Here is a 22,651-nt window from a genome sequence, read left to right as displayed (position 1 = left end):
ACCAGCCGCCGCCGGGCGCCGGCTTCTGCCGCGCCGACCAGATGCAGAGCCAGGCGACGCCGATCAGGGTGAACAGGAAATACAGGCCATCCATGGCAGGGCTCCTCGCCGCGCGTCTTCATGCGGTCCGCCATCCCCTGGGTCGCCAGCCGCGTGACGCGATGGCGGGCCGCGTACCCTCCGTGATGGTGGCCGGCTGCGGCGCCTCCGCCAAAGCGCGGCGCACCAGGACATGCGCGGCGCCGATCACCACCAGCAGAGTCCAGAGGAAGTCCCAGTAGCTCAGCGACAGGAAGGTGCCGGCCACCAGATAGGCGACAAGCGAGACCTGCGACATGCGCCCCAGGTCATGCGCCCAGCGCAACTCCGCCCGGCCGCGCGCCATCCGCACCATGCGCTGCGCATAGAAGGCGCCGGTGACGATCAGCGCCAGCCAGATGAAGGCCGCCGGGAAGCCCTGCTCGCCCAACAGCTCGAACCAGATGCTGTGCACCGCGCGCGCCGGCCCGTCCGGCTGCACGGTATCCACCACGGATTGCGTATAGGGTCCGGTGAAGCCGGTGCCGGTCAGCGGATTGCGCAGCGCCAATTGCCAGGAGATCTTCCACAGCTCGATGCGGCCCATGGCGGAGCCGTCCTCCTGGTAGGTGCCGATGGTCTCCATCCGGTCCATCCATTGCGGCGGCATGAAGGTGATGCCGCCGGCCAGCGCCATGGCGAGCACCACGGCCGAGACCACCTTGCGCTGGCTGCGCCACCACAGCGTCAGCGTCACCGCTGCGAGGCCCAGCAGCGCGCCGCGCGAATAGCTGGCGATCACGGCCAGCAGCGTCAGCGCCATGGCCGCGGCCAGGCCGTAGCGGATCAGGGCGTGGCGCGATTGCAGCCGCAGGTAGTTCATCAGCGGCGTGGCGACGAGCATGGCGGCCGCCAGGTGATTGTTGTCGTGGATCATGGTCTGCGGCGGACCCCAGACGCGGTAATTGCCGCCCGTCACCAGCGAGAAGATGCCGCCGCGCACGCCGAAATGGCCGATCGAGATCACCATCACCCAGATCAGCGCGTGGATGCGCCAGCGATCGGTCAGCAGCGCGCCGGTCAGCAGCAGGCCGAGCAGCACCTTGCTGACGGCGCTGTACTTCTGCCAGACCTGCGCCGGATCCCCCGCCGCCACCGCCGTGGTCAGCGTGATGCAGACCAGGAAGGCCACCAGCAGCGCGGTGATGGCATTCAGCGGCGGCCGCTTCGGTTCCTGCGCCAGAACGCAGCCCAGAAGAGTGGCGGCGAAGACGGCCGCCGCCCAGGGCTGTTCCATGGCGAAGCCATAGACCAGCCGGTGCGGATTCATGAAGGAGATCCAGCACCACAGCAGCACGCCGACGAAGGGCCGGAAGACCGCGATCGGCAGCAGGCCGACCATGGTCAGCAGGAAGACGGCATCACGCATCGTGCGGCATCAATTCGCCAGCATGGCGTGCAGGCGTTCGGCCGCCGCGCGTTCCGGGAAGGCTGTGGCGGAGGCCAGCACCGGCGCCAGCACGCGGCGTGCGCCTTCCGCATCGCCCGCCTGGTGCAGCGCATGGGCCAGGTGGTAGCCGGCGGCCAGCTGCCCGCCCGCCGCCACCGCCTGGCGCAGCAGAGTCACCGCCAGCCGCGGCTCCCCGCTGCGGGCCAGGATCCAGCCGAGCGTATCGGCGGATTCGGCATTGGCCGAAAGGTAGTAGGCGCGCTCGGCGAAGCCGCGCGCCTCCGCCAGCCTTGCCTCGCCCTGCTCGCCCAGCACCCAGGCCAGGTTGTTCAGCGCCAGCGCATTCTCCGGCTGCGCCGCGACCACGCGCCGCAGCCGCGCCTCGGCCGCCGCATGGCGGCCGGCCATCAGGTCCAGCTGCGCCAACGCGGATTGCGCGGCCAGGTCATCGGGATGCTCCGCGACCCAGGCTTCCAGCACGCGGCTGGCCTCCGCCATCCGGTCGGCGGCCCGCAGGGCGGCGGCCTGGCGCAGCGCCAGCGTGCTGCTGGGGGCGGCGGCCTGCGCCGCCGCATAGGCTTCCGCCGCCGCCGCGTGGCGCTGCAGGCCCATCAGCACGTCGCCGGGCAGGGCGCGGGCATCGGGGCCGGCATTCGCCTGGCGCGCCATGCGGGCGGCCTCGGCCTGTGCCGCCTCCGCCCCGCTGGTCTGCCGCACCATGCCGAGCAGCGCCTGCTGCAGCACCGCATCACCGGGGCTGGCGCGCAGCCCCTCCCGCAGCAGGGCCTCCGCGCCGCGCGCATCGCCGGCGCGGAGCAGCAGCGCGGCGCGTTGGCGGCGCGCCGGGACCGAGGCCGGATCCTCTGCCAGCGCCTCCTGCGCCGCGGTCTCCGCCGCGGCGAACGCGCCGGCGGCGGCGTGCAGTTCGGACCGTGCCAGCGGCAGCGCCACGCCGCGCTGGTTGCGCAGCGCGGGCGTGTCCAGCAGCGCCAGGGCGCCGGCGATATCGCGCCGCTGCAGCAGCATATTGGCCCGCGCCAGGGCCAGCGGCGCGGCGGCGGGATGGGCCGCCTGGGCGGCGGCCAGCGCGGCCTGCGCCGCTTCCGCCACCGGGCCCTGGCGCTGCGCCAGCGCGGCCAGGCGCGTCATGGCCTCGACATTGCCGGGGGCCGCGCGCAGCACGGCGCCGAGCAGCGGCACCGCCTCCGCCGCCGAATCCTGCAGCACTAGGACCCGCGCCAGGCCGAGCCGCGCCGGTGCGCTATCCGCCTTCCGCGCCAGCACGCCTTCGAAGGCGGCGCGCGCCCCGGCCAGGTCCAGGCGCAGCAGGCGCAGCGTGCCTTCCAGCACCCCGGCCATCTCGCCCTGCCGTGCCGCCGCGTCCAGCTGCTCCAGCTCCGCCGCCGCGGCCTCGAGGTCGCCGCGCGCCAAGGCGGCGGCGGCCAGCATCTCCCGCGCGCCCGGCTGCGCCGGGCCGAGGTCCAGCGAACGTTCCACCGCGCCCTGCGCGCCCTCCGCATCGCCTGCCGCCATGCGTGCTATGGCCAGCCGGGTCAGCAGGGCCGCATCCTCCGGCGCGATCCGCGCCGCCTCCTCCAGCGCCTGCACGGCCTGGCGTCGGGCGCCGATGGCGGTCTGCGCGCGGGCCAGCAGGTCGTAGAGCTGCGCATCGCGCGGGCGGTTCTGCGTCGCGCGGGTCAGCACCGCCACCGCCTCCCGGTTGCGGCCATCGGCCATCACCATGCCGGCCAGCAGCTTGGCGCCGCGCGGATCATCCGGCCAGCGCGCGACATGGCGCCGCGCCGCGTCTTCCGCCTGCGCCCGCTGGCCCAGCCCGGTCTTGGTCAGCGCCAGCAGCAGGAAGCCGTCCGGGAAGTTGGACAGCTGCGCGGAGATGCGCTGCAGCGCCGCATCGGCCGCCTGCCAGCTGCGCTGGCTGACGAGTTGCATCGCGCGCAGATAGGCGGCGGTGACGTTGTTCGGCGCGATGGCCAGCACCGCATCGATATCCTCCGCCGCCGCGGCCGGTTCGTTCATGCGCAGCCGCGCATCCGCCCGGCGCAGGCGGGCCGGCACATCGCCCGGGGCGCGTGCGATCACCCGGCCGAAGCTGGCGACGGCGCCGGCGCGGTCGCCGCGGTCCATCTGCAGCGATCCCTTGCGCAGCCAGGCCTCGTCGGAATCGGGATACGCCTGCAGCAGCCGGTCCACGCGCGCTTCCGCCGCCGCGCGATCGCCTTCGGCCACCGCCAGCGCCACGGCGGCGAGGCCGGGCTCCAGCGCCCCGGGGTCCAGCCGCTCCGCCAATGCCACGGAGCTGCGCGCGGCGGCGACGTCGCGCAGGCTGAGCTGCGCCAGGGCGCGCGCGGCGGCCACCTGGGCCGCCACGTCCGGCGGCGCCTGCACCTCCGGGAAATCGGCCAGCAGGTCGCGCATGCGGCCCTGGATCAGGTAGCTGCGCAGCAGCAGCGCGGTGGCGGCTGCGGGATCGTGGCCGCGTTCCAGCGCGGCACGCGCCTCGCGCTGCGCCGTCTCGGCATCGCCGAGCTGCAGGCTGGCCTCCGCCAGGCCCATGCGCACCGCGCCGCTGTCGGGCTGTTCGCGCACCGCATTGCGCCATTCGATCTGGGCCGCGCGCAATTCGCCACGCGCCGCGGCGGCGCGGGCGCGATCCTGCGCATCGGCGAAGGCCGGCACACTGGCGGCCATCAGTGCGGCCAGGGTCAGCGCGGGCAGGCTATGGTATCGGGCCATGATCGTCGCCTTCACGAAGGGGGCTGGCAGGATGGGGCAGCTTCCGCGCGACGCGGCGAAAGCCCATGCGTCTCAAGCAGGTCGTAGAGCGTGGGGCGGCTGATCCCGAGCAGCCGTGCGGCGGCCGAGAGGCTGCCATTGCCGCGCGACAGGGCGCGGCCGATCATCTCCCGCTCCGCCCTGCCGCGCGCGGCGCGCAGGTCGAGATCCTCCGCCGTCGGTGCCTCATCCGGCAGGCCGGGGGCGAGCTCGAGATCGGCGGCGGAGATCAGCGGACCTTCCGACATCAGCGCGGCGCGCTGTATGCGGTTGCCCAGCTCGCGCACATTGCCGGGCCAGGGATGCGCCGCGATGGCGGCCAGGGCGCCATCGTCGAAACCGCGCAGGCGGCGCTGCGCTTCCTGCCCATGGCGGGCCAGGAACCACCGCGCCAGCAGCAGCGCATCGCCGCCGCGTTCGCGCAGCGGCGGCACGCGCAGCGTCAGCGCATTCAGCCGGTAAAGCAGGTCCTGCCGGAAGCCGCCCGTCTCCGCCAGCTCCTCCAGCGGCTGGTTGGTGGCGGAGACGACGCGCACATCGACGCGGATCTTGGTGCGTCCGCCGATCCGTTCGATCATCTGGTCCTGCAGGAAGCGCAGCAGCTTCGCCTGCAGCGACATCGGCAGGTCGCCGATCTCGTCCAGGAACAGCGTGCCGCCATTGGCCGCCTCGATCTGCCCGGTCACCTGCCGCACCGCGCCGGTGAAGGCGCCGCGCTCATGGCCGAAGAGCTCGCTTTCCAGCAGCGCCTCCGGGATCGCCGCGCAGTTCAGCGCGATGAAGGGCTTTGGTGCACGCGGGCCCTGGGTGTGCAGGGCGCGGGCCAGGGCTTCCTTGCCGGTACCGCTCTCGCCCAGCAGCAGGACGGGGACGGAGACGGTGGCCAGGCGCTCGATGCTGCGGCACAGCTTCAGCATGGCCTCGTCGGCGGTAATGATATCGGCGATCGGGCTCGGGCGCGGTGAGGCCGCAAGGCGCTGGTTCTCCTCCTCCAGCGCGCGCACATGCAGGGCGCGGTCGAGGATGGTGCGCAGCACGTCGAGATCGACCGGCTTCTCGCAGAAGTCGTAGGCGCCGAGGCCCACGGCGCGCAGCATCGTCTCCCGCTGCCCCTGGCCGCTGGCCACGATCACCGGCAGGCCCGGCGCCAGGGCGCGCAACGCGGCGAGGGTGGCGAAGCCTTCGGCGACGCCCTCGGCATCGGGTGGCAGGCCGAGGTCCAGCAGCACGGCGGCGGGCTGTTCGCGCCTGGCCATCGCCTCCGCCTGGCGGCGGTCATTGGCGATGACGACGCGCCAGGCGGGGAAGGCCCAGCGGTATTGCGCGCAGAGGCCGGGATCATCCTCCACGATCAGCAGCTTCGGCTTGATCATGCCGCGATCTCCTGCAAGCGGGGGGCGTGGCTATCGGTCTGGCAGGGCAGGGTGAGGCGCATGGTGGTGCCGGCGCCCGGTGTGCTCAGCGCCAGCAGGTCGCCGCCCGCATCGCGCAGCAGGTCGCGTGCCTGCCAGGCGCCGATGCCATGTCCATCGGCACGGCCGGAGACCAGCGGGCGGAACAGCCGGTCGCGGATGAATTCGGCGGTCATGCCGGGGCCGCGATCGGTGATGTCCAGCACCATGCGCCCATCCTGCCGGCGCAGCGCGAGGCGCACCGGCACACCGGGCGGCGAGGCCTCGATCGCATTGTCCAGCAGGTGGCGCAGCGCAGCGGCGAAATTGTGGGGCGGGATGGCGATGCGCAAGGTCTCGGACGGATCACTGACGAGTTCCACGGGGTGCGCCACCTCGTGCAGGATGGTCTGCAGCGTCTCGATCGGCGCCAGCAGTGTCGGCGGCTGGGCGGCCTCCGGCTCCCGCAGCCTGGCGATCAGCGCGCTGATGCGTTGCGCCGAGGCGCCGAGGGTCAGCAGCATGTCGCGCTGGAATTCGGGATCGGAAATGTTCTGCTCGGCATTGGCCAGCACCATGGTGAGCTGGCTGGCCACGTTCTTCACGTCATGCGCCACGAAGGCGAAGCGCCGCGCATGTTCGGCCAGCGCGCGCTGGTCGTGCAGCCGTTCTGCGGCGCGGCGCTCGGCCAGGAACATCGCAACCTCCCGCCCCACGGCGCGCAGCAGGTCGAAGGCTTCGGCATCCAGGCGGAAGCGCGCGCGGGGCGGTGCCAGCAGCACCAGGCCCAGCAGCCCGTCGCGGTGGTGGCGCAGCGGCACGGCGAGCCAGAGCGGGCCCAGCTCGTAGCCCAGATCGGGCGGCACTTGCGTGACGATCTGCCGGCCCTCATCCAGCGCCGCGACGAGAGGGTGCGCCGGCGGCAGTTCCAGCGGCGCGGCGGGCAGGTTCCAGGATCCCGCCCAGCGCAGCGGCCCGCCCGGCGCATCGGACAGCAGCAGCAGGCCGGCGGGGCTGTCCACCGGATCCGCCACCGCGATGATGGCGCGCTGCTCGGCTTCCGCATGCTGCGCGGAGAGCGTGGCGACGCAGCGCAGCCATTCGGCGCGATAGTCGAAGCGCGCGGCGAAGAAATGGTCCACCACATGGCGCCGGAGGTGGGAGCGCATGGAGGCGGAGGAGGCGGCGACCGCAAGGGCCAGCACCGCGCCGGCCAGCAGGCTGACCTGCGCCGCGCCGCCCCAATCCGCGCCGAAATGCCGCAGCCCTTCGCCCACGGCGCCGACGCCGGTGAGGAAGGTGCCGGCGATCACCAGCGTCGCGCCATGGAAGACCACCTGGCGGGATACCGCCGGTGCGCGGCGCCAGCGGCGGTCCCGCAGCGCGGCCAGCACCAGCAGCGGCATGGCCAGGGCGGTGAGCACCGCGCGCGCATCCAGCAGCGCCGGCGCATAGAATCGGTGCAGCGCTGCATCGGCATGCAGCACCACATCCAGTGCCGAGAGCCCGCCCAGCGTGAGGCAGGGCAGGATCACATGCCAGCGCAGGGCCCGATCGGCGTTGCGGTACAGGTTCTCCGCCACCAGCAGCACCAGCAGCGCCAGGCCGAGGCGGGCCATCAGCCCGGGCGAGCCCAGCGTCGGCAGGCGCGGCGCCTCCGGCAACAAAGCCGCCAGCGCCAGCAGGGTGACGGCGGCGCCGAGGACGGCGAAGCGCAGCGCCAGCGGCGCGGCCTTCGTGCCGCCATAGCGACGCGACAGCAGCAGCAGCAGCCCCAGCCAGGTGGCGCTGCGCAGGATCTCCAGCGCGCCGGCCAGGCCATCCAGCGGCAGGCCTGGCTGCAGGGCGACCGCGGCCGCCCAGCCCGCGGCGACCAGGCAGGCCAGCGCGAGTGGGAATCCGTGCGGGATCCCCCCACGGCCGCGGCCGCAGAGCAGGATCAGCCCGGCCCAGCCGCAGCACAGCACGGCAGCCGCCGCATGCAGCCAGGGCGACGCCATGTCAGCGCGCGCCTTCCTGGAACAGCACGACGCGCACCGTCGCCAGCAGGATCAGCAGGTCCAGCAGCAGGCTGCGGCGGCGCACATAATACAGGTCGTAGGACAGCTTCATGCGCGCATCCTCGACCGAGGCGCCGTAGGGGTAGTTCACCTGCGCCCAGCCGGTGATGCCCGGTTTGACGATGGCGCGGTCGTGGTAGTGCGGGATGATCTCGCCCAGCTGCGCCACGAAGGTCGGGCGCTCCGGCCGCGGGCCGACCACGGACATGTCGCCGCGCAGCACGTTGATGGCCTGCGGGATCTCGTCGATGCGCGTCAGCCGCAGGAAGCGGCCGATGCGGGTCACGCGCGGGTCGCCGCGGATCGCCCAGCGCGCGACGCCGCCGGCTTCCGCATCCGTCACCATGCTGCGGAACTTGAACAGCATGAAGGGCCGGTTGTTCAGGCCGATGCGTTCCTGCCGGTAGAAGATCGGCCCGCGGCTGTCGATCTTGATGGCCAGCATGGTCAGCAGCAGCAGCGGCAGCGTCAGCAGCAGCAGCGCGCCGGCCACCGCGATGTCGAAGCCGCGGCGCGCCGCGGCCTCGATCCGCGTCGTATGCGCCGCCTTGGCGCTGCCCAGCCAGCCGGCGGGTAGGCTTTCCAGCTCCAGGCGCTTCAGCCCCTGCTCGCTGAATTCCGCATCGGTGAAGACCTGCAGGCCCGCGGCGGCGCAGCTGTCCCGCATGGCGGGGGGCAGCGGCGTGGAGCCCGGCGCGATCACCGCCCAGATGCGCCAGGCGCGCAGCCGGCCGCTGGCCAGCGCCTGGGACAGCGCCTCCTCCACCGGCAAGGCGAGCGTGACCTCGAAGGGCTGGTAGCTTCCAGGCTTGCCCTGGCCCACCAGCACGACCCGGCGCAGCGGCGGGCGCAGCAGGGCGAAGCCGAGGCGCGTCAGCAGGATGGCCAGCGCGGTGCCGAGCATCACCGAGACCAGCGCATGGCGCTGCACAGCGGAAATGCCCTCGCCCTGCGTGAACTGCAGCGCCAGCACGGCCAGCAGCAGCAGGATCGTGGTGCCGGCGAGGCCGGCCAGCAGCGTGGAGCGCAGGCCGTGGACCGTGTTCGGCTGATAGAGCCCGACCGCCCCCGCCACCAGCAGGGCGACGCAGGCGGTCAGCGCGGCCAGCAGCATGGCCGGACCGATGCCTTCAGCCGTGCCGAAGGGCCCCGCGCCGACCAGCAGCGCCAGCACGCAGAGGAAAATGGCGCCGGCCTCGCCGAGGCAGAGCGCCAGCAGTTCGGAGCGCACCCCGTGGCCAAATAAGTTCGTCATGTTCTTGCCCTCGTCACCGCTCATCATGCGGCAGCGCGAGCATTTAGCGATCCGAATAATAATCACAAAATATTGTAAATGAGATGATCCAACCAAAATAGACCAAAACTTGCGTTCGGTGCAAGCCAGCGCACCTTTTTTTTGGAATTTTTTCCAGCCCGGTTCAGGATTGGCGCCTGATTTACGTCAAAGGTAAATACGGGAATTTAAATTTTAGATGGCATTGGTCGGCGCAGTTTTGTATCGCTCCCGCCGTCCAGCGGCGCAGCCCGACCGGGTCCCCCCGGCACATGTGCCCGATCTTCTCCAGCCAGCCAGGGGCCATCGGCATGAACAGTTTCCGCCTTGCAGGACTCACGGCCTGTTCCGCGCTCGCCCTCGGGCTCGCCGGCTGCGCCAACCCCGCCAACGTGGCGCCCGCACCGGCCGCGCAGGCCGTGCAGGCCGAGGCCGGCGACTATCTGATCGGGCCCGGCGATACGCTGAACGTCTTCGTCTATCGCGCGCCGGAACTCAGCGCACAGGCGCTGCCGGTGCGGCCGGATGGCCGCATCTCGCTGCCGCTGGTGCCGGATATCGAGGCGGCGGGCCGCTCCCCCACCGAACTCGCCCGGGCGCTGGAGGCGGCGCTGAAGGCCTATGTGCGGGAGCCGAATGTCACCGTCATGGTGCAGTCCTTCATCGGCCAGCCCAACCGCCAGATCCGCGTGATCGGCGAAGCGACGCAGCCGATGGCCATCCCCTACCGCGAGGGGCTGAGCCTGCTGGACGTGATGATCGGCGCCCGCGGCCTGACCCGCTATGCCGCGGGCAACCGCGCCGAGATCATCCGCCGCCCGCCCAATGGCGCGGGGCCGGAGGTGATCCCGGTGCGGCTGGATGACCTGCTGCGGTCCGGCGACATCTCCCAGGACGTGGCGATGCAGCCGGGCGATACGCTGGTCATCCCGCAGGGCTGGTTCTGACCGTGAACCTGCACGGGCTGCTCCGCCGCACCCTGGCGGCCGGCGCGCGGCACCGCTGGCGCGCCCTGGCGCTGGCCTGGGTGGTCTGCCTCGGCGGCTGGGCAGGGGTCGCGCTGATCCCCAACCAATATGCCTCCACCACCCGGGTCTATGCCGATGCGGATGCGATCCTCGGCCTGCTGCTGCGCGGCATCGCCATCGACAGCTCCCCGGCCAGCCAGGTGGAGACGCTGCAACGAACTCTGCTGTCGCGCCCCAACCTGGAGAAGATCATCGCCCGCACGCGGCTCGAGGCGCAGGTGCAGGACGAGGCGAGCCGGGAGCAGGTGCTGAACCGCCTGGCGCGCGACATCCGCATCCGCACCCAGACGCGCAACCTGTTCACCATCGAGTTCCAGGACCGCGATCCGCGGCTGGCGCATGACGTGGTGGCGACGGCGCTGAACCTGTTCATGGAGGCGGCGACCATCACGGATCGCCAGCAGATGGACAATGCGCGCGACTTCGTCTCGCAGCAGATCGCCTCCTACGAGGTGCAGCTGCGCCAGGCGGAACGGCGGCGCGCGGAATTCCGCAGCCGCTTTATCGATATCCTGCCCTCCGAGGCGCTCGGCGGGTCCTCCCGCCTCGAATCCGCGCGGGCCAGGCTGACGCAGGTGCAGGGCGAGCTGGAGGATACGCGGCGGCGCCGCGACCTGACGCGCCAGCAGCTGGAAGCGGCCCGTGAGACGCCGGCGCCCGTGGCCACGGGCGGGGGCGGCAATCCCCGCCTGGCCGAGGCGCAGCGTGCCCTGGCCGAGCTGCGGCTGCGCTACACCGACCAGCATCCGGATGTGCGCGCCGCAATGGGCGTGGTGGCCGCCGCGCGCAGCGCGGGTGGCGGTGGTGGCGGTGGCGCCCCCGCGGCCGCAGCACGCGAAAACCCGGCGCTGGAGCTGATGCGCGTGCGGCTGGTGGATGCGGAATCGCAGATCGCCTCGCTGGAGCGGCAGGAGCGCGAAGGCCTGGCGGAGGTCGAGCGGCTGGACGAGATCGCGCGCAGCGCGCCCCAGGTGCAGGCCCAATTCCAGAACCTGGACCGCGACTACACCGTGCTGCGCCGGAACTACGAGGAGCTGCTGGCGCGGCGTGAATCGCTGCAGCTGGCCGGCGCCGCGCGGGACAGTTCGGACCGCGTGCAGCTCGAGGTGGTGGACCCGCCGACGCGGCCGACGCAGCCCGTCTCGCCCAATCGCCTGCTGCTTTCGGCAGGCGTGCTGGTGCTCGGGCTCGGCGCCGGGGTCGGGCTGGTGCTGCTGCTGATGCAGTTCGATCGCAGCTTCTACACGCTGGCCGATCTGCGCCGCATCGGGCTGCCGGTGCTGGGCGCCGTCTCCGCCCCGCCGCGCCGCGGCGCCGTGCTGTCCGGCATCGGCTTCGCCGGCGGCGTCGCGCTGCTGTTCCTCGCCTTCGGCGCCGTGCTCGCGGATGCGCCCCGCATCATTGCAAGGATGCTGCTGGCATGACCGGGATGACCGCACCGCGCAGCCACCTGGCGGAACGCGCCGTGGCCGCCATGGGGCCGCTGCGCGCCACGGAGACGCTGGCAGCCGAGGCGCTGGCCCCGCAGGAGCCCGTGCTGCGCGAGGTGCTGCGCAATGCCGAGAGCTTCACCGCACCCCCCGCGGCGCCGCCGCCCGCCATCGGGCTGGAGGCGCTGCGCGAGGCGGGCCTGGCCTTCGAGCCGCAGGCCGAGATCCGCCCGCGCCTGGTGGAGGAACTGACGCTGATCCAGCACCAGGTGCTGCGCGCCATCCCGCCGATCGATCCCATGCGTCCCGCACTCGGCGCGCGGCAGGCGGTGATGGTGACCAGCGCGCGGCCGGAGGAGGGGAAGAGCTTCATCGCCCTGAACCTGGCCGCCAGCCTGGCCGCGGCCGGTGAGCGGCCGGTGCTGCTGGTGGATGTGGATGGCACCAGCGGGGCGCTGACGGAACGGCTGGGCCTGGCGCAGGCGCCGGGCCTGCGGGCCCTGGCGCAGGATCCGTCGCAGCCGGTCTCGCTGCTGCTGCGCACCGCGGCCATCGCCGGGCTTTCGGTCCTGCCGTATGGCGCGCGCCTGCCGGGCCAGGCAGCGCCCAGCGGCGCCGCCCTGGCCACCGCGGTGCGGACGCTGGCGGCGGCGCTGCCGCGGCATGTGCTGGTGCTGGACACGCCCGCGGCGCTGGCGTCCAGCGATGCCCCGGCGCTGGCCGCCATGGTCGGCCAGGTGCTGCTGGTGGTGCAGGCCGAGGCGACGCCGCGCGATGCGGTGGAAGCCGCGCTGGATGTGCTGGAGGCCTGCCCGGTGCTGCAGCTGATGCTGAACCGCAGCCGGGTCGCCAGCGACGACAGCTTCGGCGATCCCGCGGCCACCGCCGATGGCTGAGCAAGCCCTGCGCGCGCGCCCGCTGGCGCTGCTGCTGGCGTTGGGCGCGACCCCGGCGCTGGGCGCCAGCCCGCCGCTGCCCGATGCGACCGGCCCCGGATCCCTGCCTTCCGTCCGCGCCGCGGCGGAAGCGCGTGCCACCGCGGAACGCGGCGGCCTGGCGGATACCTCCGTCGCGCCGCCGATCCGGCTCGGCCAGTTCGGCTACCCCATCACCGGCGTGCCGTCCGCGCCCGCGGAGCCGAGCCGCGCCTGGGAGATCCGGCCCAGCCTGTCCGTGCAGGCGGTGGCGACGGACAACCTGCGCCAGAGCAGCAACCGCAAGAGCGGCGATGTCTTCACCACCATCGAGCCCGGCGTCGCCATCTCGGCGGATACGGCGCGGCTGCAGGGCGTGCTGAGCTATGCGCCCAGCGCGCGCTTCCATGCGGAGAACCGCAACGAGGACCGGCTCGACCACAATTTCAACGGCCAGGCGCTGGCCAGCCTGGTGCCGGGCCGGGTCTATCTCGACGTGCGCGGCGCATCCTCCGTGCAGAGCGTCACGGGCGGCTTCGCGCCCGAATCCAATGCGGTGGCGGAAGAGGGCGACCGCCTGCAGACCACCAGCTTCCAGGTCTCGCCCTATATCGTGCAGCGCTTCGGCGACACTGCGACGGCGCAGATCGGCTATGCCTTCCAGTCGGTCGACCAGTCCGGCGGCGATGGCGCGCTGGCGCTGCAGCCGGGTCTCGCCGGGCAGGGCCTGCGGCGCGGCGATGTGACGCAGTCCTTCACCGCGCATCAGGGCTATGCCGTGGTGCGCACCGGCCCGGATTTCGGCCGGCTGGCGATGGAAGGGCGGCTGGAAGCCACCTCCTATATCGGCGACGGCGTGCTGGACGGCGCCTATCGCCGCATCGGCACGGTGGAGGCACGCTACGCCATCCTGCGCGGCGTCGCCCTGCTGGTGGAAGGCGGCTACGAGCAGCAGCGCTTCGCCGGCACGCCGGGAATCGACATCAGCGAACCGGTCTGGGCCGTCGGCGCGCGGTTCGACTTTTCCGAATCCAGCAGGATGACGGTGCGCTACGGCCGGCGCGACGGGTTCAATTCGCTTTCGGTGGATGCGAGCATCGCCGTTGGCGGGCGTACCCGCGTCTCGGCGCGTTATGGCGAAAAGCTGAGCAGTTCCGCGCTGGATGCGGCGGACCTGCTGTCCACCACCTCGCTCGACCAGTTCGGCAATCCGATCGACCTCTCGACCGGCCTGCCGGTGGTGCGACCCTTCAGCGGGTCCTTCCTCGGCACGCAGAACAGCCTTTCACGCGTGCGCAGCGCCTCCGCTGCCATCGTGCAGACCTGGCCGCGCGACATCTTCGCCCTGACCGTGACGCAGGAGGAGCGGACGCCGGTTTCCGTGGCGCAGGGCGGCACCGCCTTCGCACAGCGCGGCACCTCCGGCAGCTTCACCTGGTCGCATGCGCTGACGCCGGCGACTGATGCCATCGCCTTCCTGCAATACGGCCGCAGCAGCAGCGACCTGGGCGGCGATGGCACGACGATGAGCGCCAGCCTGACCTTCGTGCACCAGCTGCGGGAGCGCACGGCGCTGACCCTGCAGCTGGCCAGCAGCCGGCGCGAGACCGCCGGCAGCAACCAGACCGCCACGCAGAACTACATCCTCATCGGTCTTCGGCAAACCTTCTAGGAGCCCGCGATGCTAGGCGAGATCTACGGCTTCCGGGCGCATCCATTCCAGATGACGCCGGATGCCAGGCTGTTCTACGAAAGCTCCGTGCATGCGCGCGCCTATGCGCATCTGCTCTACGGCATCGCGCAGCGGGAAGGCTTCGTCGTGGTCACCGGCGAGGTCGGTGCCGGCAAGACGACGCTGGTGGAGCGGCTGTGCGGCCAGCTCGACCCCACCGGCTTCGCCGTGGCGCGCGTCAGCACCACCCAGGTGCAGGGCGACGACCTGCTGCGGCTGGTGGCCGATGCCTTCGGCGCGGAGCCGGAGGGCAACAAGGCCGCCGTGCTGCGCGGGATCACCGCGGCGCTGCGCAGCGGGGAACGGCGCTTCCTGCTGATCGTCGACGAGGCGCAGGGCCTGGCGCCGCCGGCGCTGGAGGAACTGCGCATGCTCTCCAATGTGACGGAGGGCGGCCAGGCGCCGATGCAGACCATCCTGCTCGGCCAGCCGCAGCTGCGCCGCACGCTGGCGAGCCCGGATCTGGACCAGCTGCGCCAGCGCGTGCTGGCCTGCTACCACCTGGGCGCGCTGTCCCGCGAGGAGACCCATGCCTATGTCGAACACCGCATGCGCGCGGTGGGCTGGCTGGATCATCCGCGCTGGGAAGGCGCGGCGCTGGACCTGGTGCACCAGCACAGCGAGGGCATTCCCCGCCGCATCAACCGCCTATGTTCCCGCGTGCTGCTCGGCGCCGCGCTGGAACGCGCGACGGTGCTGACCACGCAGCTGGTCGAGGCGACGGCGATCGAGCTGGAGGAGGATCTGGGCGGAGGCATGGCGGCGCAGGTCTTCGGCATGCCGGCGCCCGAGGCCGGCGCGGTGCTGCGGGAGATCGAAGGCCGCGTCGAGGCGCTGGAGAGCCTGACGGCGCGGCGGGAGCGGGTGTTCCAGCAGATGGCCGAGCTGTTCGGCGGCGGGCGGAGGGCGCATCGATGAACGCATCGCTGAACACGGCATCGCGCAGCATCCGGTTCCGAGAGAACGGGCTGCGCAACGCGATGAGCGTCGACGTGGAGGACTGGTTCCAGGTGCAGGCCTTCGCGGAAGCGATTCCGCGCGCCGAATGGGACTATCTGTCCTGCCGGGTGGAGGCGAATACGGAACAGGTGCTGGAACGCTTCGCCGAGGCTGGCGTGCGCGGCACCTTCTTCACCCTGGGCTGGGTGGCGCAGCGCTACCCGCAGCTGGTGCGCCGCATCGTCGATGCGGGCCACGAGCTCGCCAGCCACGGCCATGGGCATGAGCGGGTGGACCTGATCGGCGCCGAGGCCTTCCGGGCCGATATACGCCGCGCGCGCCTGCTGCTGGAGGATGCCGGTGGCGTCGCCGTGCGCGGCTATCGCGCGCCGACCTTCTCGATCGGCCCGCACACCCCCTGGGCGCATGCGGTGCTGGCGGAGGAGGGCTATGGCTATTCCTCCTCCATCTTCCCGGTGAAGCACGACCTGTACGGCGCGCCGGACGCACCGCGCGGCCCGCACCGGCCGCATCCGGACGGCGTGCTGGAACTGCCGATGACCACGGTGCGCGCCTTCGGCCGTTCGCTGCCTTGTTCAGGCGGCGGCTGGTTCCGCCTGGCGCCCTACCGGCTGTTCCAGGCCGGGCTGCTGCGGGTGAACCGGGTGGAGGCAAGGCGCGGCATCTTCTACTTCCATCCCTGGGAGCTGGATCCGGAACAGCCGCGCGTCTGGCAGGCGAAGCCGCTGTCGCGCTTCCGCCACTATACCGGGTTGCAGAGCATGGGCGCGCGGCTGGATCGCCTGCTGCGCGACTTCGCCTGGGGCAGCATGTCCGATGTCTTCGCGGCGGAGCTCGCCGAGCCCGCGATGCCCGCGAAGCTGCGCGCGATGGCGGGGTGAGCATGGTGCGGATCATCGAGCTTCAGGACGGCGCCAGCGCCGCCTGGGACGATTTTGTCCATCGCATGCCGGAAGCGACCTTCTTCCACCTGGCGCCCTGGCGCCAGGTGATCGAGCGCGCCTTCGGCCACGCCACGCATTACGCCTATGCCGAGCAGGATGGCGCCATCACCGGCGTGCTGCCGCTGGCGCGGATGAAGACGCTGCTCTTCGGCGATGCGCTGATCTCGACGCCCTTCTGCGTCTATGGCGGCCCGGTGGCGGCGACGCCGGAAGCCGCCGCGGCGCTCGAATCCCACGCCATGGACCTGATGCGCCGCACCGGCGTGCCCAGCCTGGAATTCCGCCGCCGCGACGCGGCCGATGCCGGCTGGGACGAGCGCCCCGCGCTGCATCACACCTTTCGGCGCGCCATCACCGGTGATGCCGAGGCGGACATGAAGGCGATTCCGCGCAAGCAGCGCGCCATGGTGCGCAAGGGAATCTCCAACGGCCTGCGCAGCATCTCCAACACCGACACGCGCACGCTGCACCATGTCTATGCGCGCATGGTCCATGCGCTTGGCACGCCCGTCTTCTCCGAAAAGTATTTTCGCATCCTGGGCGAGGCCTTTCCGGATGCGCATGATGTCACCACGGTGCTGCACGAGGATCGTCCTGTTGCCGCCGTGCTGAACTTCCACTTCCGCGACGAGGTGCTGCCCTATTACGGTGGCGGCACGCCGGCGGCGCGCGGCCTCGCGGGCAACGATTTTCTCTACTGGGAAGTGATGCGCCGCGCGGGCGCGGAACGTGGCGCGCGGATCTTCGACTTCGGCCGAAGCAAGGCCGGCAGTGGCGCCTTCGACTTCAAGCGCAACTGGGGTTTTGAGGCGCAGCCGCTGCACTACTGCTACCAGCTGCGGCAGGGCGCGCGGCTGGCGGAAAACAATCCGGCCAACCCGAAGTTCAAGCTGATGATCGCGGCCTGGCGGCGGCTGCCGCTGCAGGTGGCGAATCTGATCGGGCCGCAGATCGTGCGGGGTCTCGGCTGATGCGCCCGCGCCTGCTGTTCCTGTGCCACCGCATCCCCTATCCGCCCGACAAGGGCGACAAGATTCGCGCCTGGCACATGCTGGACCGGCTGGCGGAGAGCTGGGACATCGACCTCGGCTGCCTGGTCGACGACCCGGCCGACCTGCGCCACCTGCCGGTGCTGCAGGCGCGCTGCGCCAGCGTGGAAGTGCGCGAGACCGGCAGCCGCCGCCAGGCCGCTGTGCGCGCGCTGCTGCGCTGCCGGCCGGGCCTGCCGCTCAGCCTCGGCTGGTTCCATGAACAGGGGCTGTGGGACTGGACCCAGGCGCAGCTCGCCACGCGGCAGCACCAGGCGATCTTCGTCTATTCCTCCGCCATGGCGCCCTACGTCATGGGCACGGAGGCGCAGCGCGAAGGCACGGTCCGCGTGCTCGACATGGTCGATGTCGATTCCGAAAAATGGCGCGCCTATGCAGCAGACGCAAAACCGCCGATGCGCCAGGTCTGGGCGCGGGAGGCGCGGACGCTGCGCGCCTTCGAACGCCGCGCCGCCGCGGCCTTCGATCGCACGCTCCTCGTCTCCGCCGCCGAGGCCGCGCAGTTCCGCGGCATGGCGCCGGAGGTGGCGGCGCGGGTGGACCATGTGGACAACGGCGTCGACCTCTCCGCCTTCGATCCGTCGCAGCCGACCCAAAGCCCCTATGCCGCCGGCAGCCGTCCCATCGTCTTCACCGGCACCATGGACTACCGCCCGAATATCGAGGCGGTCAGCTGGTTCGCCACCCAGGTGATGCCGCTGCTGGCCGACCTGCCGGGCGTGGAATTCCATATCGTCGGTGCCAATCCGGCACCGGCGGTGCGCGCGCTGGCCGCGCTGCCTGGCGTGCATGTGGCCGGCGCCGTGCCGCGCATCCAGCCCTGGATCGCGCATGCCGCCTGCGCGGTCGCGCCGCTGCGCATCGCCCGCGGCATCCAGAACAAGGTGCTGGAGGCGATGGCCATGGCCCGCCCCGTCGTCGCCAGCCCCGAGGCCTTCGAGGGCGTGCGCGCCCTGCCGGGCCGCGACATCCTGGTGGCGGAAGATGCCGAAGCGATGGCGGAGGCGCTGCGCGGCGTGCTCGCCGGCCGCCATCCCGGCCTCGGCGCGCGTGCGCGCAGCGCGGTGACGGAAGCGCATGACTGGCGCGCCACGCTGCGGCGGCTGGATGCGGTGCTGCCAGTGCCACGGGTGCGGGTGGCGGCATGAACGTCACCCTGCCGGCCCGCCCCGCCACCCTCCAGGCCGGTGGCTGGGCGCTGCCGCTGGCAGGGCTCGGCCTCGGCCTGCTGGCGCTGGGCCTGCTGTTCCGGGCGGAGGTCGAGGCCGCGGTCGCGACCTGGGACCGCTCCGCCGCCTATGGCCATTGCTGGCTGGTGCTGCCGATCGCGGCCTGGCTGGCCTGGCAGCGCCGCGCCCGGCTGGTGCAGCTGCGGCCGGCGCCTTCCCTGGTGCTGGCGCTGCCCGCGCTGGGCGCCGCGCTGGCCTGGCTGGTGGCGGAACGGCTGGGCATCATGGAGGGGCGCCAATTCGCGCTGGTTGGCCTGGCCTGGGTGCTGGTGCTGGCGGTGCTCGGCTGGCGCATCGCCTTGGCCATGGCGGCGCCGCTGGCCTATCTGATCTTCCTGGTGCCCTTCGGCGAGTTCGCCACGCCCTTCCTGCAGGATGTGACGCTGCGGATGATCCTGGCCGGGCTGCGGCTGCTGGGCATTCCCTTCTACGCCGATGGCCTGGTCATCGAGATCCCGGCCGGCACCTTCCTGGTGGCCGAGGCCTGCGCCGGGCTGCGCTTCCTGATCGCGACCATCGCTTTCGGCGCGCTCTATGCGCTGGTCATGTTCCGCAGCCCGGGGCGGCGGCTGCTGGTGCTGCTGCTGGCGGTTGTGGTGCCCATCCTGGCCAATGGCATCCGCGCGCTGGGCATCGTGCTGCTGGGCCATCACCTGGGAAGTGCGGAGGCGGCGGCGGCGGACCACCTGATCTATGGCTGGGTGTTCTTTTCCGTCGTGCTGCTGCTGCTGGTGCTGGCCGGCCTGCCCTTCCGGCAGGATGCCAGCGTGCCGGTGGCCTCAGCGCCGCCGCGCCAGGCCCCGGCGCGCCCGGCCCTCGCACTGGGCGCGGCCGCGCTGGCGGTCGGGCTGGGCGCGGCGGGACCGCTGGCGGCGGGGCGGCTGGATGCCGGCGTGCCGGCGCCGCAGGCGGAGGCGGTGGCGCTGGCCGCGCCGGAGGGCTGCGAGGCGGAGGGGCTGGTGCTGCGCTGCGCCGGCGCGACGGCCTCCGCCCGGCTGTTGGCCTTCGCGCCGGCGGCCAATTGGTCCGCCGTGGCTGCGGCGCGGCGGCTGGCCGCCGGCATCGCGGACGACGAGGCGCTGACCTTCGCCCTGCGGGAGCCGGGCGTGGACTGGCAGGTGCGGCAGGAGGCCGGGCGGCCGATGGTCGCGGTTGCTGCCTGGCGCGACGGCGCGCCCGCCGGCGATGGCCTGCGCGCCCGCCTGGCGCAGGCCCTGTCCGCGCTGCGCGGCGGCACCGCGCGGCCGGTTCTGCTGGTGGTGGAACTCGCGCCGGATGCGGCGGCGCGGCCGGATCCGGTGCGGCTGCGCGGCCTGATGCGCGCTTTGCTGACGGCGCAGCGCGAAGGCTTGGTGCCGCGGGCGGCGACCATTTCCGCCGGCGCCTGAGGAGCCCTGTCGGCCGGCCTTACGACGGCCGGTTGAAACTCTGGAAGTGCCATTTAAAACATTGATATGATTGATGAAAATGGGTGGCACGGGGGTTGCTTGGTAGGCGGCAGGGCGCACCACTTCCGCCCCTCGCGCATGCCAAGGAGACACCATGAACAAGATCCTCGCCGCCGGCTTCGGCCTCATCGGCCTCGCCGCCCTCAATACCGCCCAGGCCGCCCCGTCGCTCGCCGTCCAGGTCTTCGAGGACAATGTCCTCGTCGGCGGGCTGTCCCAGAGCACGACCAGCGGCTCCCTCTCCACCAGTGGCTCGACGCCGAACTTCAATGTCAGCGCGACCGCCACCGGCGCCCCGCTGCTGGCCGAGCCCTCGCTGCTGGCGCAGACAACCACCGTCTCTGCGCAGGACTTCGCGGGCACGCATACCATCCGCATCGAGTTCACCCAGACGGGCCTGACCTCGGAACTGGCCGGCGGTCTCTTCGCCAGCCTGGCCTCCACCTTCACCTCCAACTTCCTGGTGAATGGCCAGCTGATCGAGGACATCACGCTGACCAACTATGTCAGCGCGGACAATGTGGCCTTCGGCCGTGACGAGCAGATCGCCACGCAGACCTGGTCCGATGGCCCGACCAATGCCTCCCCGGCCATCGTCGCGAATGTGGAACTGCCGAACGAGCTGTTCTCGGAGACGGTCGTGATCACCGCGACCTTCACCGGCGGCCAGGCTGGCCTGCAGGCCAGCTCGCAGATCGTGAAGGTGCCGGAGCCGGCGTCCCTGGCGCTGTTCGGCACGGCGCTGCTGGGCATGGGCCTGGTGCGTCGCGCGCGCCGCAAGGCCTGACGCATCGGCGGGGCCCACCGGGTTCCGCTGGCAAGGTGAGGGCGCGTCCGGCCGATGGCCGGGCGCGCCTTTCGCTTTTTCTGGCGCTACGCCTCCCGCGCCCAGGCGACGCGGTCGAGATAGGTCTGCAGGAAGCTGCGCACGCGCGGTTCGGCGCGCGGGCTGAACAGCTCCGCCGGCGGTGCCGCCTGCACCACCACCCCGTGGTCGAGGAAGACCACCCGCGTCGACAGCCGCGCGACAAAGCCCATCTCGTGGCTCACCACCAGCATGGTGGTGCCGGCGGCGGCCAGGTCGCGGATCACGTCCAGCACCTCCGTCGTCAGCTCCGGATCCAGCGCCGCGGTGGGCTCGTCGAACAGCAGCACGCGGGGCTCCATCGCCAGCGTGCGCGCGATGGCGACGCGCTGCTGCTGTCCGCCCGAAAGCGCGGCCGGCTTGCGCCCGCCCAGCGCGCCGAGGCCCACGCGCGCCAGCGCCGCATCCGCCTTCGCCGCCGCATCGGCGGCCGGCATCCGGCGCACCAGCTTCAGCGCCAGTGCGACATTCTCCCGCGCCGTCAGATGCGGCCAGAGGTTGAACTGCTGGAAGACCATGCCGACCGCGCCATCGCCGGGCCTTGTTTGCCGCCCCTCCACCATCACCGCGCCGCCCGAGACCTCGTCCAGCCCGGCGATGCAGCGGAGCAGGGAGGATTTGCCGGAGCCGCTCGGCCCGATGACGCCGATCGCCTCGCCCGGCATCACGTCGAGGTCGATGCGGCGCAGGATTTCCGTATTGCCCACGCGCCGCTCCAGCGCGCGGACCGAAAGGATGGGCGTGCTCATGCCGCCAGCGCCCGGGCGATGCGGCGTTCGGCGAAGCGCGACGCGACCGCGGTTGCCTCCACCAGCGCCCAATAGACGATCGCCAGCACCAGCGTGGTCTCGGCGAAGGCGAAGGTGGCGGAGCCGACGCCCTGCACCCGGAAGGTCAGCTCCGGCACCGTGATGATGGACAGGATGGCGGTCTCCTTGATCAGGATGACGGCGAGATTGGCCAGCGAGGGCAGCACGGCCAGCGCCATCATCGGCAGCATGATCCGCAGCACCGCCTGGTTTCTCGGGATTCCCAGCATGCGCGCCGCCTCCAGATGCCCGGGCGGCACCGCCATGAAGCCGGCGCGGAACACCTCGGAGAAATAGGCCGCGCCATAGACGGACAGCGCCACCCACCCCGCCACGATCGGCGTCAGGTCGATGCCGATGAAGGGCCCGCCGAAATACAGAAGGAAGCACTGCACCAGGAAGGGCACGCCACGCACCGCCTCCACCGCCGCGGCCAGCGGCCAGGACAAGGCGGCGGGGGCGAAGAAGCGCAGCGCCGCCACGACGAAGCCCAATGCCAGGCCCGTGGCGACGCCCGCGCCCCAGATCGCGAGCGTCAGCGGCAGGCCGCGCGCGGCGGCGGCGAAGCTGTCCAGCAGCGCCTGCATCATACGGCCCGGCCCTCCACGCGGCCGCGCGCCAGCAGCGTCAGCGCCAGGTTGATCACCAGGTAGATGGCGCCGCAGAGCGCATAGGCGGGCAGCGGTTCGAAGGTGCTGGACGCCAGCGCCTGGGCGCTGCGCGTCAGTTCCAGGATGCCGACGACGGAAATCAGGGAGGAGGCCTTCACGATCAGGATCGCCTCGCTGATCAGGGCCGGGCGCATGGCCTGGGCCGAGATCGGAAGGCGGATGCGCAGCAGCGTCTGGCGGGGCGTGAGCCCCAGCAGCCGCGCCGCCTCCAGCCCGCCCTTCGGCACCAGGGCGAAGCCGCCGCGGATGATCTCCGCCATATAGGCGGCGCAGCACAGGCCCAGCGTGCCGATGGCGGCGACCAGCGGCGGCAGGTCGATGCCGATGAAGGGCAGGGCGTAATAGGCCAGCAGCAGCTGGATCAGCAGCGGCACGCCGCGGAAGAAGCTGACATAGGCCAGCGCCGCGCGGCGGCCCCAGCCCGGCGCGCCATCGCAGGCCACCGCCAGCGGCACACCGACGACGAAGCCGATGGCGACCGCCACTGCGGAGATCCAGATGGTTGCCAGCGTGGCCTGGGTCATCGAGGGCAGGGCCTCGACCAGGAAGTCCCAGGTCACGCGCGACTACGGGCCGCTTTCAGGCCG

General features: G+C 72.1%; 18 protein-coding genes. 10 read left to right on the top strand and 8 right to left on the bottom strand.

Annotated features, from left to right (window positions below):
* Window positions 1-118: 118 nt before the first annotated feature.
* The 5 genes from J3S20_RS02685 to J3S20_RS30035 are packed head-to-tail and all read right to left on the bottom strand — an operon-like array spanning window position 119 to window position 8,967.
* A complete protein-coding gene (locus J3S20_RS02685; RefSeq protein ID WP_216834364.1) occupies window positions 119-1,447 on the bottom strand; it encodes a putative O-glycosylation ligase, exosortase A system-associated in 1,329 nt (442 codons plus the stop codon).
* 9 nt (window positions 1,448-1,456) lie between these two features.
* A complete protein-coding gene (prsT, locus tag J3S20_RS02680; protein WP_216834361.1) occupies window positions 1,457-4,222 on the bottom strand; it encodes an XrtA/PEP-CTERM system TPR-repeat protein PrsT in 2,766 nt (921 codons plus the stop codon).
* 11 nt (window positions 4,223-4,233) lie between these two features.
* Complete coding sequence (prsR, locus tag J3S20_RS02675) at window positions 4,234-5,634, bottom strand: PEP-CTERM-box response regulator transcription factor (RefSeq protein WP_216834359.1); 1,401 nt, start codon at window positions 5,632-5,634, stop codon at window positions 4,234-4,236.
* Complete coding sequence (gene prsK, locus J3S20_RS02670; RefSeq protein WP_216834357.1) at window positions 5,631-7,652, bottom strand: XrtA/PEP-CTERM system histidine kinase PrsK; 2,022 nt, start codon at window positions 7,650-7,652, stop codon at window positions 5,631-5,633. Before prsK ends, prsR begins: the two co-directional genes overlap by 4 nt.
* Window position 7,653: 1 nt before the next feature.
* Complete coding sequence (locus J3S20_RS30035; RefSeq protein WP_246602239.1) at window positions 7,654-8,967, bottom strand: exopolysaccharide biosynthesis polyprenyl glycosylphosphotransferase; 1,314 nt, start codon at window positions 8,965-8,967, stop codon at window positions 7,654-7,656.
* A gap of 329 nt (window positions 8,968-9,296) precedes the next feature.
* Here J3S20_RS30035 and J3S20_RS02660 point away from each other — a divergent pair, with 329 nt between their 5' ends.
* The 10 genes from J3S20_RS02660 (at window position 9,297) to J3S20_RS02615 (ending at window position 20,506) form a co-directional block, all read left to right on the top strand.
* On the top strand, window positions 9,297-9,932 hold the full coding sequence (locus tag J3S20_RS02660) for an XrtA/PEP-CTERM system exopolysaccharide export protein (protein ID WP_216834355.1): 636 nt from the start codon (window positions 9,297-9,299) through the stop codon (window positions 9,930-9,932).
* A 2-nt stretch (window positions 9,933-9,934) separates the two neighbouring features.
* Window positions 9,935-11,437, top strand: coding sequence for an XrtA system polysaccharide chain length determinant (locus tag J3S20_RS02655; RefSeq protein WP_216834353.1), 1,503 nt, complete (start codon window positions 9,935-9,937; stop codon window positions 11,435-11,437).
* Window positions 11,434-12,339, top strand: coding sequence for a P-loop NTPase family protein (locus J3S20_RS02650; protein ID WP_216834351.1), 906 nt, complete (start codon window positions 11,434-11,436; stop codon window positions 12,337-12,339). Before J3S20_RS02655 ends, J3S20_RS02650 begins: the two co-directional genes overlap by 4 nt.
* Window positions 12,332-14,029, top strand: a complete 1,698-nt coding sequence (locus J3S20_RS02645) for a TIGR03016 family PEP-CTERM system-associated outer membrane protein (RefSeq protein WP_216834349.1) — start codon at window positions 12,332-12,334, stop codon at window positions 14,027-14,029. Before J3S20_RS02650 ends, J3S20_RS02645 begins: the two co-directional genes overlap by 8 nt.
* A gap of 9 nt (window positions 14,030-14,038) precedes the next feature.
* A complete protein-coding gene (locus J3S20_RS02640; protein ID WP_216834347.1) occupies window positions 14,039-15,007 on the top strand; it encodes an AAA family ATPase in 969 nt (322 codons plus the stop codon).
* A complete protein-coding gene (locus J3S20_RS02635) occupies window positions 15,004-15,930 on the top strand; it encodes an XrtA system polysaccharide deacetylase (protein ID WP_216834345.1) in 927 nt (308 codons plus the stop codon). The genes J3S20_RS02640 and J3S20_RS02635 overlap by 4 nt, the downstream gene beginning before the upstream one ends.
* 2 nt (window positions 15,931-15,932) lie before the next feature.
* Window positions 15,933-16,964, top strand: a complete 1,032-nt coding sequence (locus J3S20_RS02630; RefSeq protein ID WP_216834343.1) for a FemAB family XrtA/PEP-CTERM system-associated protein — start codon at window positions 15,933-15,935, stop codon at window positions 16,962-16,964.
* Window positions 16,964-18,190, top strand: a complete 1,227-nt coding sequence (locus J3S20_RS02625) for a TIGR03087 family PEP-CTERM/XrtA system glycosyltransferase (RefSeq protein ID WP_216834341.1) — start codon at window positions 16,964-16,966, stop codon at window positions 18,188-18,190. The genes J3S20_RS02630 and J3S20_RS02625 overlap by 1 nt, the downstream gene beginning before the upstream one ends.
* Complete coding sequence (xrtA, locus tag J3S20_RS02620) at window positions 18,187-19,659, top strand: exosortase A (RefSeq protein ID WP_216834339.1); 1,473 nt, start codon at window positions 18,187-18,189, stop codon at window positions 19,657-19,659. Before J3S20_RS02625 ends, xrtA begins: the two co-directional genes overlap by 4 nt.
* A gap of 154 nt (window positions 19,660-19,813) precedes the next feature.
* Window positions 19,814-20,506, top strand: coding sequence for a PEP-CTERM sorting domain-containing protein (locus J3S20_RS02615; protein WP_216834336.1), 693 nt, complete (start codon window positions 19,814-19,816; stop codon window positions 20,504-20,506).
* Window positions 20,507-20,592: 86 nt separating this feature from the next.
* Here the strand turns inward: J3S20_RS02615 and J3S20_RS02610 are convergent, their stop codons facing one another.
* Genes J3S20_RS02610 through J3S20_RS02600 form a run of 3 tightly spaced genes read right to left on the bottom strand, consistent with a single transcriptional unit; the run spans window position 20,593 to window position 22,624 of the window.
* Complete coding sequence (locus tag J3S20_RS02610) at window positions 20,593-21,333, bottom strand: amino acid ABC transporter ATP-binding protein (protein ID WP_216834334.1); 741 nt, start codon at window positions 21,331-21,333, stop codon at window positions 20,593-20,595.
* A complete protein-coding gene (locus tag J3S20_RS02605; RefSeq protein WP_246602238.1) occupies window positions 21,330-21,983 on the bottom strand; it encodes an amino acid ABC transporter permease in 654 nt (217 codons plus the stop codon). Before J3S20_RS02605 ends, J3S20_RS02610 begins: the two co-directional genes overlap by 4 nt.
* The gene (locus tag J3S20_RS02600; RefSeq protein ID WP_216834332.1) at window positions 21,980-22,624 is read right to left on the bottom strand and encodes an amino acid ABC transporter permease; all 645 of its coding nucleotides are present in this window, start codon (window positions 22,622-22,624) and stop codon (window positions 21,980-21,982) included. The genes J3S20_RS02605 and J3S20_RS02600 overlap by 4 nt, the downstream gene beginning before the upstream one ends.
* Window positions 22,625-22,651: the final 27 nt, after the last annotated feature.

The sequence above is a fragment of the Falsiroseomonas tokyonensis genome (genome assembly GCF_019024325.1).
Classification (GTDB): Bacteria; Pseudomonadota; Alphaproteobacteria; order Acetobacterales; family Acetobacteraceae; genus Falsiroseomonas; species Falsiroseomonas tokyonensis.
Note: the sequence above shows the minus strand (reverse complement) of the source record. Positions and strands in the feature narration are given on the sequence as shown.

Excerpts from the sequence above, each read along its gene's own strand:
- prsK (WP_216834357.1), bottom strand. The coding sequence starts at position 7,652 with ATGGCGTCGCCCTGGCTGCATGCGGCGGCTGCCGTGCTGTGCTGCGGC.
- prsT (WP_216834361.1), bottom strand. The coding sequence starts at position 4,222 with ATGGCCCGATACCATAGCCTGCCCGCGCTGACCCTGGCCGCACTGATG.
- J3S20_RS02615 (WP_216834336.1), top strand. The coding sequence starts at position 19,814 with ATGAACAAGATCCTCGCCGCCGGCTTCGGCCTCATCGGCCTCGCCGCC.
- J3S20_RS02630 (WP_216834343.1), top strand. The coding sequence starts at position 15,933 with ATGGTGCGGATCATCGAGCTTCAGGACGGCGCCAGCGCCGCCTGGGAC.
- prsR (WP_216834359.1), bottom strand. The coding sequence starts at position 5,634 with ATGATCAAGCCGAAGCTGCTGATCGTGGAGGATGATCCCGGCCTCTGC.
- J3S20_RS02645 (WP_216834349.1), top strand. The coding sequence starts at position 12,332 with ATGGCTGAGCAAGCCCTGCGCGCGCGCCCGCTGGCGCTGCTGCTGGCG.
- xrtA (WP_216834339.1), top strand. The coding sequence starts at position 18,187 with ATGAACGTCACCCTGCCGGCCCGCCCCGCCACCCTCCAGGCCGGTGGC.
- J3S20_RS02660 (WP_216834355.1), top strand. The coding sequence starts at position 9,297 with ATGAACAGTTTCCGCCTTGCAGGACTCACGGCCTGTTCCGCGCTCGCC.
- J3S20_RS30035 (WP_246602239.1), bottom strand. The coding sequence starts at position 8,967 with ATGACGAACTTATTTGGCCACGGGGTGCGCTCCGAACTGCTGGCGCTC.
- J3S20_RS02625 (WP_216834341.1), top strand. The coding sequence starts at position 16,964 with ATGCGCCCGCGCCTGCTGTTCCTGTGCCACCGCATCCCCTATCCGCCC.
- J3S20_RS02640 (WP_216834347.1), top strand. The coding sequence starts at position 14,039 with ATGCTAGGCGAGATCTACGGCTTCCGGGCGCATCCATTCCAGATGACG.
- J3S20_RS02650 (WP_216834351.1), top strand. The coding sequence starts at position 11,434 with ATGACCGGGATGACCGCACCGCGCAGCCACCTGGCGGAACGCGCCGTG.
- J3S20_RS02635 (WP_216834345.1), top strand. The coding sequence starts at position 15,004 with ATGAACGCATCGCTGAACACGGCATCGCGCAGCATCCGGTTCCGAGAG.
- J3S20_RS02610 (WP_216834334.1), bottom strand. The coding sequence starts at position 21,333 with ATGAGCACGCCCATCCTTTCGGTCCGCGCGCTGGAGCGGCGCGTGGGC.
- J3S20_RS02685 (WP_216834364.1), bottom strand. The coding sequence starts at position 1,447 with ATGCGTGATGCCGTCTTCCTGCTGACCATGGTCGGCCTGCTGCCGATC.
- J3S20_RS02605 (WP_246602238.1), bottom strand. The coding sequence starts at position 21,983 with ATGATGCAGGCGCTGCTGGACAGCTTCGCCGCCGCCGCGCGCGGCCTG.